The 15,672-nt window shown below is 64.4% G+C and carries 15 protein-coding genes, 1 other RNA gene and 1 pseudogene; 10 read left to right on the top strand and 7 right to left on the bottom strand.

Annotated elements, in window-relative coordinates; genetic code table 11:
* Positions 1 to 81: 81 nt before the first annotated feature.
* An RNA gene (gene ffs / locus PXJ20_RS16605) (signal recognition particle sRNA small type) lies at positions 82 to 180 on the bottom strand.
* Between the two features lie 387 nt (positions 181 to 567).
* Between ffs and trxA the strand changes: the two genes are divergently transcribed.
* The 7 genes and pseudogenes from trxA (at position 568) to PXJ20_RS16570 (ending at position 8,133) form a co-directional block, all read left to right on the top strand.
* Positions 568 to 894, top strand: coding sequence for a thioredoxin TrxA (gene trxA, locus PXJ20_RS16600; RefSeq protein ID WP_017773749.1), 327 nt, complete (start codon positions 568 to 570; stop codon positions 892 to 894).
* A gap of 214 nt (positions 895 to 1,108) precedes the next feature.
* Positions 1,109 to 2,371, top strand: a complete 1,263-nt coding sequence (gene rho, locus PXJ20_RS16595; RefSeq protein ID WP_017773748.1) for a transcription termination factor Rho — start codon at positions 1,109 to 1,111, stop codon at positions 2,369 to 2,371.
* Between the two features lie 81 nt (positions 2,372 to 2,452).
* A pseudogene (locus PXJ20_RS16590) lies at positions 2,453 to 3,301 on the top strand (MFS transporter); the annotation flags it as partial.
* Positions 3,302 to 3,339: 38 nt separating this feature from the next.
* A complete protein-coding gene (locus tag PXJ20_RS16585) occupies positions 3,340 to 4,170 on the top strand; it encodes a M90 family metallopeptidase (RefSeq protein ID WP_421029332.1) in 831 nt (276 codons plus the stop codon).
* Positions 4,171 to 4,363: 193 nt separating this feature from the next.
* Positions 4,364 to 4,627, top strand: a complete 264-nt coding sequence (locus tag PXJ20_RS16580) for a type B 50S ribosomal protein L31 (protein ID WP_017773745.1) — start codon at positions 4,364 to 4,366, stop codon at positions 4,625 to 4,627.
* Positions 4,628 to 4,994: 367 nt separating this feature from the next.
* Entirely contained in the window at positions 4,995 to 6,749 is a 1,755-nt protein-coding gene (locus PXJ20_RS16575; protein ID WP_277596247.1) for an ArnT family glycosyltransferase, read from the top strand.
* Positions 6,750 to 6,777: 28 nt separating this feature from the next.
* Positions 6,778 to 8,133, top strand: coding sequence for an MATE family efflux transporter (locus PXJ20_RS16570; protein WP_421030916.1), 1,356 nt, complete (start codon positions 6,778 to 6,780; stop codon positions 8,131 to 8,133).
* Positions 8,134 to 8,177: 44 nt separating this feature from the next.
* On the opposite strand, the gene PXJ20_RS16565 is transcribed toward PXJ20_RS16570, so the two are convergent.
* Entirely contained in the window at positions 8,178 to 8,600 is a 423-nt protein-coding gene (locus PXJ20_RS16565) for a carboxymuconolactone decarboxylase family protein (protein WP_421029333.1), read from the bottom strand.
* Between the two features lie 127 nt (positions 8,601 to 8,727).
* Complete coding sequence (locus tag PXJ20_RS16560) at positions 8,728 to 9,168, bottom strand: MerR family transcriptional regulator (protein WP_413211904.1); 441 nt, start codon at positions 9,166 to 9,168, stop codon at positions 8,728 to 8,730.
* Between the two features lie 275 nt (positions 9,169 to 9,443).
* Here PXJ20_RS16560 and PXJ20_RS16555 point away from each other — a divergent pair, with 275 nt between their 5' ends.
* The gene (locus tag PXJ20_RS16555) at positions 9,444 to 10,217 is read left to right on the top strand and encodes a ComEA family DNA-binding protein (RefSeq protein WP_421029334.1); all 774 of its coding nucleotides are present in this window, start codon (positions 9,444 to 9,446) and stop codon (positions 10,215 to 10,217) included.
* Positions 10,218 to 10,424: 207 nt separating this feature from the next.
* Positions 10,425 to 10,853 (top strand): YidB family protein, encoded by a 429-nt coding sequence (locus PXJ20_RS16550; protein ID WP_042299070.1) that lies wholly within the window; start codon positions 10,425 to 10,427, stop codon positions 10,851 to 10,853.
* Positions 10,854 to 10,993: 140 nt separating this feature from the next.
* Here the strand turns inward: PXJ20_RS16550 and clpB are convergent, their stop codons facing one another.
* The 3 genes from clpB to PXJ20_RS16535 form a co-directional block, all read right to left on the bottom strand.
* On the bottom strand, positions 10,994 to 13,591 hold the full coding sequence (clpB, locus tag PXJ20_RS16545) for an ATP-dependent chaperone ClpB (protein ID WP_017776763.1): 2,598 nt from the start codon (positions 13,589 to 13,591) through the stop codon (positions 10,994 to 10,996).
* Between the two features lie 53 nt (positions 13,592 to 13,644).
* Positions 13,645 to 13,776 (bottom strand): hypothetical protein, encoded by a 132-nt coding sequence (locus tag PXJ20_RS16540; protein WP_421057430.1) that lies wholly within the window; start codon positions 13,774 to 13,776, stop codon positions 13,645 to 13,647.
* Positions 13,777 to 13,850: 74 nt separating this feature from the next.
* Positions 13,851 to 14,333 (bottom strand): Rrf2 family transcriptional regulator, encoded by a 483-nt coding sequence (locus PXJ20_RS16535; RefSeq protein WP_017776762.1) that lies wholly within the window; start codon positions 14,331 to 14,333, stop codon positions 13,851 to 13,853.
* 234 nt (positions 14,334 to 14,567) lie between these two features.
* Here PXJ20_RS16535 and PXJ20_RS16530 point away from each other — a divergent pair, with 234 nt between their 5' ends.
* Positions 14,568 to 15,134 (top strand): group III truncated hemoglobin, encoded by a 567-nt coding sequence (locus PXJ20_RS16530; RefSeq protein WP_421029335.1) that lies wholly within the window; start codon positions 14,568 to 14,570, stop codon positions 15,132 to 15,134.
* Between the two features lie 47 nt (positions 15,135 to 15,181).
* Here the strand turns inward: PXJ20_RS16530 and moaE are convergent, their stop codons facing one another.
* Entirely contained in the window at positions 15,182 to 15,655 is a 474-nt protein-coding gene (gene moaE, locus PXJ20_RS16525) for a molybdopterin synthase catalytic subunit MoaE (protein ID WP_421029336.1), read from the bottom strand.
* Between the last annotated feature and the right edge of the window lie 17 nt (positions 15,656 to 15,672).

The raw sequence follows: 15,672 nt of genomic DNA, 5'->3' as shown, positions 1-15,672 counted from the left end.
GGAAACGCGAGAAGTGCCGCGAAAAGGCGTAGGAAGGCGCGAACCAAAACCGCGCAAAACAAAGGAAGGACAGAAGAGGAAGGTGACGAGCCTGACCCTCGGCACTGGTGGAAAACGGCTGTGGCTGCTTCGTTCCCGACCTGACCAGGTTGACCGCCCCTCCATGCGAGGAGGCCCGTCACGTTGCATTCTAGCATCGCTCGCCGTGCAACGCGACTGCTCTTGCGTCGAAACACGTTTCATGGGGCTCGCTCGCGGGCTCTTGTATCCGCTCCCGGTGCCACCAGATAGGCCTCGTAGCGAGATCGAATCATCGGTAACCCTGCCGCCGGCATGAGTACTATCACCACCGGCAGCACATAGCAATTTAGGCTACACTGGCGCTGCAAATACCGGCAAAGCCGCTGCAATTCAAGGTTTTCTCGCGAATCCGACGTCGGTGTCTTTTGAATATCGCAGACGCTTTCGGCCTGATCGCAGCAGCGGTGCGAACGGACGTTTTTTCAGTTTTGGTGTATCGTGGCGAACACTTTTGGCAAGCCTCGATCCGAAAGAGGTATTCACACAATGAGCGAACAAATCAAGCACATTACCGACGCATCGTTCGAGCAGGACGTCGTCAAGTCCGACAAGCCGGTGCTGCTCGACTTCTGGGCCGAGTGGTGTGGTCCCTGCAAGATGATTGCGCCGATTCTCGACGAGGTCGCGAAAGATTACGGCGACCGCCTGCAGATCGCGAAGATCAACGTCGACGAACATCAATCGACGCCGGTCAAGTTCGGCGTGCGCGGCATTCCCACGTTGATCCTCTTCAAGAATGGTGCCGTTGCGGCACAGAAGGTGGGCGCGCTGTCGAAGTCACAGCTCACCGCCTTCCTCGACAGCCATCTCTAAGCGCCTGATACGCGCGTTGCGCGAGTCATTGCGCGTTGTTGTCAGCCGGCAACACGCGCAATGACAACATGCCCGTCTGCCGCGCAGGCAGATTTTCGCGTGTGCTATGCTAGAATCAATAAGGCGTCGGACAGGCGCCTAAGTCCTTGAGCGGTTCCGCTCACCCTCCTCCCATATTTCATTTCGTCGCATTCCTCCCCGACGGGTTCTCCGTATGCATTTATCCGAGCTCAAGTCCCTGCACGTGTCCGAACTGATCGAGATGGCCAATGGCCTCGAGATCGAAGCGGCGAACCGCCTGCGCAAGCAGGAACTCATGTTCGCGATTCTCAAGAAGCGCGCCAAAACGGGTGAAACGATTTTCGGCGACGGCACGCTCGAGGTGCTGCCTGACGGCTTCGGCTTCCTGCGTTCGCCGGAAACCTCGTATCTCGCGAGCACGGACGACATCTATATCAGCCCGTCGCAAATCCGCCGCTTCAACCTGCATACCGGGGACACCATCGAAGGCGAAGTGCGTACGCCAAAAGACGGCGAACGTTACTTTGCGCTCGTGAAGGTGGACAAGGTCAACGGCCAGCCGCCCGAGGCCTCGAAGCACAAGATCATGTTCGAGAACCTCACGCCGCTGCACCCGAACAAGGTGCTGCTGCTCGAACGCGAAATGCGCGGCGAGGAGAACGTGACGGGCCGCATCATCGACATGATCGCGCCCATCGGCAAGGGGCAACGCGGCCTGCTGGTCGCCTCGCCGAAGTCGGGCAAGACGGTGATGCTTCAGCACATCGCGCACGCCATCAAGCAGAACCATCCGGACGTCGTGCTGTTCGTGCTGCTGATCGACGAACGCCCCGAGGAAGTGACGGAAATGCAGCGTTCGGTGGCGGGTGAAGTGATCGCCTCCACGTTCGACGAACCGGCCGCGCGCCACGTGCAGGTCGCCGAAATGGTGATCGAGAAGGCCAAGCGCCTCGTCGAGATGAAGCATGACGTGGTGATTCTGCTCGACTCCATCACGCGCCTTGCGCGCGCTTACAACACCGTGGTGCCGGCGTCGGGCAAGGTGCTCACGGGTGGTGTCGACGCCAATGCGCTGCAGCGTCCGAAGCGCTTCTTCGGCGCGGCGCGCAACATCGAGGAAGGTGGCTCGCTCACCATCATCGGCACCGCGCTCATCGAAACCGGCAGCCGCATGGACGACGTGATCTACGAAGAGTTCAAGGGCACCGGCAACATGGAAGTGCACCTCGAGCGGCGCCTGGCGGAAAAGCGCGTCTATCCGTCCATCAACCTCAACAAGTCCGGTACGCGCCGCGAAGAGCTGCTGATCAAGCCGGACATCCTTCAGAAGATCTGGGTGCTGCGCAAGTTCATCCACGACATGGACGAAGTCGAGGCGATGGAATTCCTGCTCGACAAGATCCGCCAGACGAAGAGCAATTCCGAATTCTTCGAGATGATGCGACGCGGCGGCTAATCACCGCGTATCGCACAAATCGCATGTTTTGAACGCCCGCCTTGCGCGGGCGTTTGTATGTGTGCCGACCGTACGATGGCAGCAATGGCGCCCGCGCTCATCGCGCTCAGCGTGGCCGGCATCGGGGCCCTCGGCCGGTTTGCCCGGCATCAGTGGCACCATCCGACGACGCGCATGCGTCTGCATGCGTTGCGCGAAAAGACCTTTCAGATGGGACTCGCGCTTTACGTTCTCTACTACCACGAGTCGACCGGCTTCAGTTGTCTGATCTCACGCTTTCTCGAAAGCGTCCTCGGCTACCCCGTCGAGGACGCGGGCCGGCTCGTCGGCGTAACGTCGCTGATTTCCGCCAGTACATTGTTCGTGTATCTGCGCTACGCGAAGCTGCTGCCGCGCAAGAAATGGCTGATCGTCTCGGGCTTCGCCGTCGCCGCACTCGCCGCGTTTTCGATGACCCGCATGACGCCCGACGCAAGCGAAGCGACACTTGTCGTGCCGTTGCTGCTGCGTGGCCTGCTGCTGCTCTTCATCGTGCTGCCGGTCGCCAATCTCACGTTTAGAATATTCGCGATCGACGAGTTCACGCACGGCTACCGGCTGAAGAACATCGTGAGGCAACTGACGATTTCATTCGCCACCACGTCGGTCATCGTGGTCGAGCGGCATCGCGACGCGCTGCATCGCACCCGGCTCGTGGAAGTCGCCACCCCGTTCAACCCGCTGTTTGGCGACGCGCTCGCCGCGCTGACCCAGGGCTTCGAAGCGGCCGGCCGCACCACGGGCGAAGCGCACGCACTCGCCACGGCGGAGATGAGCCGGCTTGTCGCGCGGCAGGCGAGCTTCCTGACCTCGCTCGACGGCTTCTACTTCCTGATCGGCGTGGCCGTGTGCAGCGCGCTCTTCGCGGCGTGGCAACAGCAGATCGACTAACGCAACCGTTACAGCACCGACCGGACAAGCCCACCCCGATGCTTTCGAAACTCACGCAATGGCTGGATACGCGCCGCCGCGACCGCGCGCTGCGCACGCATGCGATTTCCGACGCGCTGTGGCGCAAGACGCTCGACGGCTTGCCGTTTCTCTCGCATCTCGACGCGACGGACCTCGAGCGGCTGCGCGAACTGACGAGCCTGTTCCTCGCCCAGAAGGAGTTCTCCACGGCGCACGACCTCGCACTCACCGACGAGATGACGGTCGCCATCGCGGCCCAGGCATCGCTGCCGGTGCTGAACCTGAGCCTCGACCTGTATCGCGGCTGGGTCGGCGTGATCGTGTATCCGGGCGAGTTCGTGATCCGCAAGACGGTGGAGGACGAAGCCGGCATCGTCCACGAGGTCGAGCACGACGCCAGCGGCGAGGCCTGGGAAGGCGGTCCCGTGATTCTTTCCTGGGAAGACGCCCAGATGACGGACGGCGCCGACGCCTACAACGTCGTGATCCACGAGTTCGCGCACAAGATCGACATGCTGACAGGCGAGGCCGACGGCCATCCGCCGCTCTTCAGGCGCTGGCACGCGCCGCTCGATACCAAAGCGTGGTCCGATGTCTTCGACCACGCCTACGACCAGTTCTGCGCGAAGGTGGACGCGGTGCCGGAGCGCCGCTGGGCGCGCTTCGAGCGCGATTCGCTGATTGACCCTTACGCGTCGGACCACCCGTCGGAGTTTTTCGCCGTCTGCAGCGAGGCCCTCTTCGTCAAACCGAAGGCGTTCGAGGTCGAATATCCCGAGCTTTACCGGCTGCTCGCGCGCTATTACCGCCAGGACCCGGCGAAGGTCGGCGCGCTGGAGGCGCGGTGAGCCGTCGGAGTGCCTCAGCGAAGCGTGACCGACCGCCAAAAAAGTCGCCAACCGTCTGATTTTCTGGCATAATCGCCGCTTTTCGACCTTAGGCAAGTGGCTCGCGCCGAACTGCCAGCGCTCGGGAATGCCGGAAAGCACGGCGCCTCGTCGCGGCACGCGGGTTGGCTACCGCCAGACTAAAGGAAAGACCATGAAGAAAGGCATTCATCCGGATTACCGCGAAGTCCTGTTCATCGACGTGTCGAACGACTTCCGTTTCGTGACGCGCTCCACCATCCAGACGCGCGAAACCGCCGAGTTCAACGGCAAGACCTACCCGCTCGCGAAGATCGAAGTGTCGTCGGAATCGCACCCGTTCTACACGGGCCAGCAAAAGATCATGGACACGGCCGGCCGCGTCGAGAAGTTCAACAAGAAGTTCGGTTCGCGCGCCACGGGCAAGGTCGCGAAGTAAGCGAAGCAGGATCGCCTGCGATGCCGGCTCTTACCGCCGGGTCCGAACCGCAAAAGGGCAGCGCACGCTGCCCTTTTTTGTCGCCGGGCGATTTTGTTTCACCGCGGTTGTCATCCCTGTCTTACCGGTTGCCTTACCGTCTGTTGACCGACGGCCTGGCGCACCGTCCGCACGACCCGCACCACCGTGACGCGCCCCGGCAGCCCCGACTACAATGCCGGATGCTCCAGCCCGGCCGGCTCGCAGGCCTGCCTTCATCGAGCCCGTCCTGGCAGTCCGGTCCGCCTTCTTTGGCGTATTCGTCTCTTCCTGGCGGGCCGGCTCGCTCGCCATCGGCCCGAGCGTCCATCCAATCACCGCACACTGCATGAAGCCTGTCGTCCGTCTCACCGCCTCCGCCACAAGCGCCCTGCCGCGCTGGCTGCTGCTCACCATCTGCATCGTCTATGCGTCGTTCGGGCTCTTCGGCCGCGATCCGTGGAAGAACGAGGACGCGGCGGGCTTCGGCGTGATGTGGACGATGGCGAACGGCACCACGCACGACTGGCTGCTGCCCAACCTCGTCGGCAAGTACATCACCTCGGAAGGCCCCGTGGGCTACTGGCTGGGCGCCGCGGCCATCCGCGCGCTCGCGCCCTGGGTCGATGCGAGCAACGCCTCGCGCGTCTTCACCGGCCTGCTTTTCTGCGCGGCCTGTGCGTTCGTCTGGTACGCCGCGTATCTGCTTGGCCGTCGCGCCGAGGTTCAGCCGTTCAAGTACGCGTTCGGCGGCGAACCCGAACCGCGCGACTACGGCCGCACGCTGGCCGACGGCGCACTGTTGATCCTGCTGGGCTGTTTCGGTCTTGCCGAACGCGGCCACGAAACCACGCCGCAGATCGCCCAGTTCGTCTGCGTGGCGATGCTCGTGTACGGCCTCGTGCGTGCCATCGACAAGCCCATCCAGGGTTCGCTGTGGTGGGGAGTCGCGATGGGCCTCGTTGCCGTGACGAGCAACCCCGTGCTGGTGGGCGCGCTCCTCATCGGCACCTTCGCGATGGCCGTCATCGCGCCGGAGGTGCGCACGCGCTGGTTGCTGCTGGCGGGCCTGCCCGTCGCGCTCGTGATTGGATTTTCGTGGCCCATTGCCGCACTGCAGCGCTTTCCCGACGACGCCGTCTGGTTCCTGAACCAGTGGGTGCGCGGCAGCGTCAACGCGTTCGCCGGCCCGCCGGGCTCCGCGCTGCGCTATGCGGCCAAGAACCTGCCGCTGTTCACGTGGCCGGCGTGGCCGCTCGCCGTCTGGGCCTGGTTTAGCTGGGCAGGCCTGCGCCGCGCGCCGCACGTGGCGATCCCGCTCTCCGTGATCGCGCCGCTCATCGTGCTCGTGGTGCTGCAGAGCCATCAATCGAACCGGCTCTACATGCTGCTGCTGCCGGCGCTCGCGGTGTTCGCGGCGTTCGCGCTGCCCACGCTCAAGCGCGGTGCGATCAACGCCATCGACTGGTTCGCTGTCTTGAGCTTCACGATCGTCGGCACGATGGTCTGGCTCGTCTGGATCGCCGCGTTGACGGGCTTTCCGGCGCCGCTCGCGCGCAACCTCGCGCGCTATGCGCCGGGCTTCACGCCCGAGTTCAAGATTCTTTCGTTCGTCTGTGCCGTGGCCGTCACGCTGTGCTGGTTCGTGCTCGTGCAATGGCGCGTGGCGCGGCATCCCAAGGTGTTGTGGCGCAGCGTCGTGCTGACGAGCGGCGGCACCACGCTCATGTGGGTGCTGCTCATGACGCTGTGGCTGCCGGTCGTCAACTACAGCCGGACCTACAAGGATGTCGCGGAGCAGATCGCCGCCCATCTTCCCGCCGACTACAACTGCATCTCGCCCGCGCGTCTGGGCGATGCGCAGATCGCCACCTTCGCCTATTTCGGCGACATGCATTTTTCGTTCGACGAAGACTGCGACGTGATTCTGCGTCAGGACTCGCAGGACTTCGGCGCGCCGAGCTCGATGTCGGACTTCGTCTGGAAGCTCGTCTGGGAAGGACGGCGCGCGGCGGACCGCGACGAGCGCTTCCGGCTCTATGTCCGCATCGACCGTCCGAAGCCGCCCGTCACGCGCCGCGTCTGGCGCAACCGCCACAAATAGGATGAGCTCGACGATCCAGCTGCACAGCCTGCGCGCCGATGCGCGCCGCATCGCGGCGCTCGCCTGGCCCGTGCTGATCGGCCAGCTTGCGATCATCGCGTTCGGCGTGATCGACACGGCGATGGTAGGCCGCTACTCGGCCACCGACCTCGCCGCGCTCGGGCTCGGGTCGTCGATCTACATTTCGGTCTTTATCGGCCTCACGGGCATTCTGACCGCGCTGCAGCCCGTCGCAGCGCAGCTCTACGGCGCACGGCGCGAAGCGGAAATAGGCGAGGAAGTGCGCCAGGCGCTATGGCTCGCGCTCGCACTGACCATCGCAGGCTTCGCGATTCTGTATTTTCCGGGCCCACTGCTCGATCTCGCCCACGCCCCCGACGCGCTGCGCGAGCGCACCGAGGGCTACCTCAAGATCCTCTCGTTCGGACTGCCGGCGAGCCTCGTGTTTCGCGTCTACAGCTCGCTCACGAACGCAGTGGGCCAGCCGCGTCTCGTGATGATCCTCCAGGTCGGCGCGCTGATCCTGAAGGTGCCGCTCAACACGTGGTTCATCTTCGGCGGACTCGGCGTACCCGCGCTGGGCGGCCCCGGCTGCGCGCTCGCGAGCACGCTCATTAACTGGACGCTGGCCATGGTCGGCATGCTGCTGATGACGCGGCTCGACGTGTTTTTGCCCTTCGGCATCTTCAAGCGGTTCTGCTGGCCGGTGTGGTGGCGCCAGGCCGAGTTGCTCAAGCTCGGCATTCCGATGGGACTCTCGTACCTGATCGAGGTGACGTCGTACACGTTCATGGCGCTTTTCATCGCCCGCTTCGGTACGACGACGCTGGCGGGCCACCAGATCGCAGGCAACGTCGGCGCGGTGCTCTACATGACGCCGCTTTCCATCGGCATTGCGACGTCCACGCTCGTGGCTCAGGCGTTGGGCGGTCAGCGCCACGCGGACGCCCGCACGCTTGCGCGCCACGGCATCGCGATGGCCGCTGCCATCGCGCTGTGTTACGGCGCCCTCGTGCTCGCGCTGCGGCCGTTCATCATCGGCGGATATACGCCGGACCCGGCCGTCGCGGCCGCGGCCATGCCGCTCGTGCTGATCGTGACGTGCTATCACTTCTTCGACGCCATCCAGGTGACGACCGCCTTCGTGCTGCGCGCCTACAAGGTCGTGGTGATTCCGACGGTGATCTACGCCGTCGCGCTGTGGGGCGTGGGCCTGGGCGGCGGCTATGCGCTCGGCTTCAATGTGAGCGGCGCAGCGCCCGCGTGGCTCACGGGCGCTCGCGGCTTCTGGTTCGCGAACATGGCGAGCCTGATGATGGCTGGCGCCGGACTGCTCGTTTATCTGCGCGGCGTCAGCAGACGATATTTGCGCGCGGAAGGTTGAGCGGCGCGCAATAACGGTGCGTGGTTACGCAAACCGCCGGGCCATCACGCCGCCTGCGCCGCTTCAGCGGCAGTCTTCCCTTCACGCTCGCGTCGCGTGAAAACCTCGTGTGCGGCGACAAGCGCGTTGAGCGCTGCGGGAAAGCCGGCATAGAGCGCCATCTGCATGAACACCTCCACGATTTCGTCGCGTGTGCAGCCCACGTTCAGCGCCGCCTCGATATGCACCTTGAGCTGGGGCTGGGCATGCCCGATGGCCGCCAGCGCGGCGATCGTCGCGATCTCGCGCGATTTCAGATCGAGCTGCGGCCGGCTGTAGATGTCGCCGAAGCCGAATTCGATCAATAGCCGCCCGAAGTCCGGCGCGACCGGCGCGAGCGCTTCGATCACGCGCTCTCCCGCCTCGCCGTCGATTTCCTTCAGCTTGTTCCAGCCCCGCGTGTAGCGGTCGTCCTGTGCGTATTGCATGGTGTGTCCTTTTCCTGTCATTGCGTCAGCGGTCAGTTGCCTGACTGGCTTGCCGTCGTGACGACGGCGTCCTCGTCCCGGACGCCTGCGGCATGGCGCCAGCCTGGCGTCCGTTCGAGGTCCTTCGTCATGCGACTTTCCGCTTCTCATTGCGCTGGTCGTTGCGCTTCTCATTGCGCTTCGATGTTCCGGCTTGCTGGGCACGCCGCTGTGCCTCGTCGTAAAACTCGATCTTGGCCGTGATCGTTTCGAGACTCGTCTGCAGTTCCGCGATGCGTGCAAGCACGGCCTCGCGATGCGCTTCCAGCATGTCGCGGCGCGCCCCGATCGAGACGTCGCCCTGGCTGCGCAGCGCCGCAAACGCCTGCATGCCGGCAATGGACATGCCCGTCGCCTTCAGGCGCATCACGAACTGCAGCCAGTCGAGGTCGGCCGGCGAATACAGACGATGCCCGGCTGCCGTACGCCCCACGGGACGCAACAGGCCAGCCTGCTCGTAGTAACGCAGCGTGTGCGTGGAGACGCCGAGCTGAGCGGCGACTTCCCCAATGTTCAGCGGTTTCGACATGACGGAACTCAGGTTAGGACTTCGAGTGCACTCCAGGTCAAGCGTCGCGTGACGCCGGCTGGAAAACACGTCGACGACATTGCGGAGATCGTAATGGCCTGACGCAAAAGGTTAAAGAATGTGAGGCGACATTTACTTCGCTGGGGCGGATCGGTATAAATCGTGCCTTCCCACCGAATAGGACTGGCCAATTGTCCTATGCTGGAAGCACAGCGGCTCGTCACAGAGCGTCGTCCGTTCCGGCCTCCCGTTTTGCCATCAATGGAGTGATTGCCATGCTGAAGAAGCTGTTCATGCTGTGTCTCGCCCTCGGGCTGTCGCTGTCCGCAGCGCTTGCCGCCGCAGTCGAGGTCAACACCGCCGACGAAGCCGCCCTCGAATCGGTGAAGGGCATCGGCCCCGTTCATGCCAAGGCGATCATCGACGAACGGACGAAGAACGGTCCGTTCAAGGACGCCGACGATCTGGCCGCACGGGTGAAGGGCATCGGCCAGAAGTCGGTGGTCAATCTCGAGGCGGCAGGACTGACGATCAACGGCTCGTCGGTGCCGCCCACCGGCAAGGCCATGCCGAAGAAGAACACGGAAGCCGCTGCGAAGACAACCACACCGGCGGCGCCCGCAACCACGGCTGCGTCCGCGCCCCCCTCGACCGTCCCGGCGGCTCCGTCCACGGCGACGGCACCTGCGACGGCACCTAACAAGGCGGCCCCATCCATGACGCCGGCCGCCCCGTCCATGTCGACCGTCCCGGCGAAGCCGGCAACGTCGACCGGTACTGCGCCTGCCAGGACTGCCGCAGCCGCTGCTGCAACCCCCACGCCGACGGCCAGCGCAGCCGCGGCCGGCGCGGCATCGGGCGCCAAGGCAACGAAATCGAAGAAGAGCAAGAAGGCTGCGGCTGCCGAACAGGCATCCGCCGCTTCGGCTCCCGCTGCGGCGCCCGGCACGGCTTCAGCCAGCGCGCCGGCTGAAGCCTCGGGCACGAAAGCCGGCAAGACGAAGAAGGCCAGGAAGAGCAAGGCGGCATCGGCCGCTTCAGGCGCCTGACCGGCGTTGCGCCAGAGCCCGGCGCGCGCCGCTACCAAACGTCCTGCGGCACGACAGAAACCGGTCACAGAAACCGGCCACAGAAGCTCGCCGTCGAAAGCGGGCAACGGTTCGCAGTAAAACTCCTCAACATGGCGCCGCGCGAATGCGCGGCGTCTTCCCCCTGTCGGCGCGACGACGTCGTGCCTTTTTTCAAGAGAAATTGCCATGAGCCTACTCGATTCCCTCGGTTCCCTCCTCGGCCAGTCGTCTTCGGGCGGCGGCGGTGCGCAACAGGCGCTCATCGCGGCCGCGCTCGAGTACGTCAACAACCAGCCCGGCGGCCTGATGGGCCTCGTCCAGAAGTTTGAACAGGGCGGCGCAGGCGGCATCATCCAGTCGTGGATCAGCAACGGCGAGAACCAGCCGATCTCCTCCAGCCAGTTGCAGAACGTGCTGGGCTCGGACGCGGTATCGGGTCTCGCGCAAAAAGTCGGCATGCAGCCGGATCAGATCAGCGGCCTGCTCGCGCAAGTGCTGCCCCACGTAGTCAACGCGGCGACGCCCGAAGGTGAGGTGCCGGCCGAAGGCAAGCTCAACGCCGACACGGTGCTTGGCACGCTGGGTGGCCTCGCGTCGTTGTTCGGCAAGGCGTAAGGCAGTCTGCGTCCGCGGCGCGCCGACCCGCGCTCAGCCGCAGATAACGCACACATGAAAAAGGGCAACGAATCGCTTCGTTGCCCTTTTTTCTTGCCCGGCCGGCGACAGTCATGGCCGGCTCGGCCCTCCAGCCCCCGTCAGTGGACGACCCGTTCGAACACGAACTTGCCGTTTTCCACGTCGACCGGAATCACGTCCTTCGGACCGAACTTGCCCGCGAGGATGAGCTTCGCGACCGGATTCTCGATCTCCTGCTGGATCGCGCGCTTGAGCGGCCGCGCGCCGAACAGCGGGTCGTAGCCGACCTTGCCGATCTGATCGAGCGCTTCCTCGGATACCACGAGTTGCATGTCGAGCTTCGCGAGCCGCTCGTGCAACCGCTCCAGCTGGATCTTCGCAATCGACTGGATGTTCGACCGGTCGAGCGCGTGGAACACCACGACTTCGTCGATGCGGTTCAAGAACTCGGGCCGGAAATGCTGCTTGACCTCGCCCCACACGGCGTCCTTCACCGCTTCCTGCGGTTCGCCCGACATCGCCTGGATCAGGTGCGAGCCGAGGTTCGACGTCATCACGATCACCGTGTTCTTGAAGTCGACGGTACGGCCCTGGCCATCGGTCATACGCCCGTCGTCCAGCACCTGCAGCAGCACATTGAACACGTCCGGATGCGCCTTCTCGATTTCGTCGAGCAGGATCACGCTGTACGGTTTGCGGCGCACCGCTTCCGTGAGGTAGCCGCCCTCCTCGTAGCCCACATAGCCCGGCGGCGCGCCGATCAGCCGTGCGACGCTGTGCTTTTCCATGAACTCGCTCATGTCGATGCGGATGAGATGTTCTTCCGAATCGAACAGGAACGAAGCCAGCGCCTTGCACAACTCCGTCTTGCCCACGCCGGTCGGGCCGAGGAACAGGAACGAGCCGTACGGCCGGTTCGGGTCCGCGAGACCCGCGCGCGAGCGGCGAATGGCATCGGCCACTGCGGTGATCGCCTCGTCCTGCCCGACCACGCGCTCATGCAGCTTCGCCTCGATCTGCAACAGCTTTTCGCGCTCGCCCTGCATCATCCGCGAAACGGGAATGCCCGTGGCGCGCGACACGACTTCCGCGATTTCCTCCGCGCCCACCTGGGTGCGCAACAGACGCGGGCGGCTCGGGTTTTGCTGCTCTTTCGCTTCGGCCTGCGTGACCTGCTTCAGTTGCGCCTCGAGTTGCGGCAGTTTGCCGTACTGCAATTCAGCAACCTTCTCGAGCTTGCCCTCACGCTGCAAGCGCGCGATGTCGGCGCGCGTACGCTCGATCTCTTCCTTCAGTTGCGCGCTGCCCTGTACCGCGGCCTTCTCGGCGGTCCAGATTTCTTCGAGGTCCGAATATTCGCGGTTGAGCCGCTCGATTTCCTCTTCGATCAGTTGCAGGCGCTTTTGCGAGGCCTCGTCCTTCTCCTTCTTGACGGCTTCGCGCTCGATCTTCAACTGGATCAGGCGCCGGTCCAGACGGTCCATCTCCTCGGGCTTCGAGTCGATTTCCATCTTGATCTTCGAAGCCGCTTCGTCGATCAGGTCGATCGCCTTGTCCGGCAAGAAGCGGTCCGTGATGTAGCGATGCGAAAGCTCCGCGGCCGCGACGATCGCCGGGTCGGTAATCTCGACGCCGTGGTGCAGCTCGTACTTCTCCTGCAGACCGCGCAGGATCGCAATCGTGGCCTCGACCGTCGGCTCGTCGACGAGCACCTTCTGGAAGCGGCGTTCGAGCGCGGCGTCCTTCTCGATGTACTTGCGGTACTCGTCGAGCGTCGTGGCGCCGATGCAGTGCAGTTCGCCGCGCGAAAGCGCCGGCTTCAGCATGTTGCCGGCGTCCATCGCGCCTTCGGCTTTGCCCGCGCCTACCATGGTGTGGATCTCGTCGATGAAGACGATGGTCTGGCCTTCGTCTTTCGCGATGTCGTTGAGCACGGCCTTCAGGCGCTCTTCGAACTCGCCGCGGTACTTCGCGCCCGCGAGCAGCGCCGCCATGTCGAGCGAGAGCACGCGCTTGCCCTTGAGCGTCTCGGGCACTTCGCCGTTGACGATGCGCTGGGCGAGCCCTTCCACGATCGCGGTCTTGCCGACGCCCGGCTCGCCGATCAGCACCGGATTGTTCTTCGTGCGGCGCTGCAGGATCTGGATGGAGCGGCGGATCTCGTCGTCGCGGCCAATCACGGGATCGAGCTTGCCGGCGCGGGCGCGTTCGGTCAGGTCGACGGTGTACTTCTTCAGGGCTTCACGCTGGCTCTCGGCATCCTGGCTGTGCACTTGAGCACCGCCGCGCACGGCCGCAATCGCGGCTTCGAGCGCCTTGCGCGTGAGACCGTGCTGGCGCGCGATGCGGCCCGCCTCGCCCTTGTCGTCGGCCACGGCGAGCAGGAACATCTCGCTCGCGATGTAGGTGTCGTTGAGTTTCTGCGCTTCCTTGTCGGCCTGATTGAGCAGGCCGAGCAGTTCGCGGCCGATCTGCACGTTGCCGTCGGTGCCCTGCACCTGCGGCAGCCGCGTGATCGCGTCGTTAAGCGCGGTCTGCAGCGCCTGCACATGCACGCCCGCGCGCGAGAGCAGCGAGCGCGCCGAACCGTCTTCTTGCGCGACGAGCGCCGCCAGCAGGTGCACGGGTTCGATGTACTGGTTGTCGTGACCGACCGCGAGACTCTGCGCGTCCGACAGGGCTTCCTGGAACTTGGTGGTGAGTTTGTCGATTCTCATTGATGAGCGCTCCAATTCTGACTGTCACCAAAATGAGGCGCTTCAGGGCGGTTTCAAGGCACTTTTTGCATGCTTTCGCACGCGGCGGCACGTTTTTGCGAAAAACGATGCGCGCGGAACCGTCCTGCGCCGAAGGTCTGCAACACAGTGCGCTCGCGGCGCGCGAGGGTGTTGACGAGCGTCAAACGGTGCCGGAACCGGGCATCCGGGCGGACCGGCTAATCGGAACGTCGATGAGAGCGTCTGAAGCCGGTACGTCTCAGATCGAACCGGCGGGCGCCTGCACGATCGGTACGGCAACCGGAATACCGAGCAGCGCCGCAAGCTGGCCCGGCGGCTCGATGAGTTCGGCCACCGTGTGGCGATCGAGCTCGGCGAAGAACGCGGCACGCGCGGCTTCGAGCACGTGCTTGAGTCGGCATTGAGGATCGATCACACAGCCGCGCCGCACGCCTTTACTGTCCGGAAAGCAGCCCACCAGCGCAAAGTCGGTTTCCGTGGCGCGGATGATCTCGCCCACCGTGAGTGCGCGCGAGGCGGGAGCGAGCCGCAGCCCGCCATTGCGGCCGCGCACCGTCTCCACCCAGCCCAGTTCGCCGAGTTGCTGCACCACCTTCATCAGATGATTTTTCGAAACGCCGTAGGCGTCGGAAATTTCCTGGATGGTCGAAAGTCCTTCGTCGCGGGCCGCCAGGTACAGGATCACGCGGAGCGAGTAGTCGGTATAGTCAGTCAGTCTCATGGCAACGAGTCGGCCTTCGACGCGCGTTTCGCGTAAAAGACCTTGTCCGTTTCGGGGTTGCGGCAATCGTCGGCGCGCCATAACATGCGCCGTTGATGCTCGTTTTTGAGGGCAATGTCAGCTATTGTCCTTCAGTTTCGCTGTTTGCGGAGCCTGTGCTCATTCATGGGGCATATCTCCCGATGACCGGACGAAGGCCGCTGCCGCGCCTCTGTCTCACCACTGCCACGCTTCATGACGCCGTCCGCTTCACTTTCCAGCGCTGCCGCCCCGGCCACGCGCCACCCCGAACCGACCACCGGAAATATTCGAGAGCTGGTCTACGCGTTCTACGAACGCGTGCGCGCCGACCCGCTCCTCGGCCCCGTGTTCGACACCGCGCTCGCCGGCCGCTGGGACACCCATTTGCCGAAAATGTGTACGTTCTGGGCGAGTCTCGTGCTCGGCGAGAAGGGTTATCGCGGCAATGTCCAGCAGGCGCACGAGCCGCTGCCCGGCGTCGAGCCGAAGCACTTCAGCCATTGGCTCTACCTGTTTCTCGATACCGTGGAAGCGCGCTACGAACCGGCTGCCGCGGTCCGCTTCATGGAGCCCGCACTGCGTATCGCACAAAGCCTCCAGTTGAGCCGCTTCGGCTGGGACTACGCGATTCCGCCGGAGCAGCAGGCGCTGCTCGAGCGGGTTGCGCCGCGCCGGTCGGCTCTCGGCAACAGTCACGCCGGGCACGATGCCGGGCGCGATAGCCCAGTCGGCGACCCCTTCCCGGCAAAGATCATTGGACGTGGAGCGGACGCGTCGTAACGACGTCGCCGCGCGGCGACAGCGTCAATGGTGCAGCACGGCAGCGGCTACTTCGCCGCGTTACCCGACTTGATTCCCCAGCGCGCCAGCGCCGCGTCGTCGGACTCGCGCGCATCCACCCAGCGCTCGCCGGCCGCGGTCTTTTCCTTCTTCCAGAACGGCGCCTGGGTCTTCAGGTAATCCATCACGAACTCGCACGAGGCGAACGCGTCACCACGATGCGCGGAAGTGGTCGCCACGAGCACGATCTGGTCGAGCGGGTAAAGCTTGCCCACGCGATGAACGATCAGCACGTCCACACCCGGCCAGCGATCACGAGCCGCATCGACAATGTCGGCGAGCGCCTTTTCGGTCATGCCCGGATAGTGCTCGAGCTCCATTGCTTCGACGCCGCTGCCTTCGTTGAGGTCGCGCACGGTGCCGACGAAACAGGCCACGGCGCCGATGCGCGGATTCTGCGCGCGCAGCGCCGCCACCTCGGCGGAAAGGTCGAAGTCTTCGATCTGGACGCGCACGGTCATGGCCTGCCTCCTGAGTG

The organism is Paraburkholderia sp. A1RI_3L (genome assembly GCF_048957895.1).
In the GTDB taxonomy this organism is placed as follows: Bacteria; Pseudomonadota; Gammaproteobacteria; order Burkholderiales; family Burkholderiaceae; genus Paraburkholderia; species Paraburkholderia kururiensis.
The sequence above is the reverse complement of the archived record's forward strand: the minus strand, read 5'-3'. Positions and strand labels throughout refer to the sequence as shown.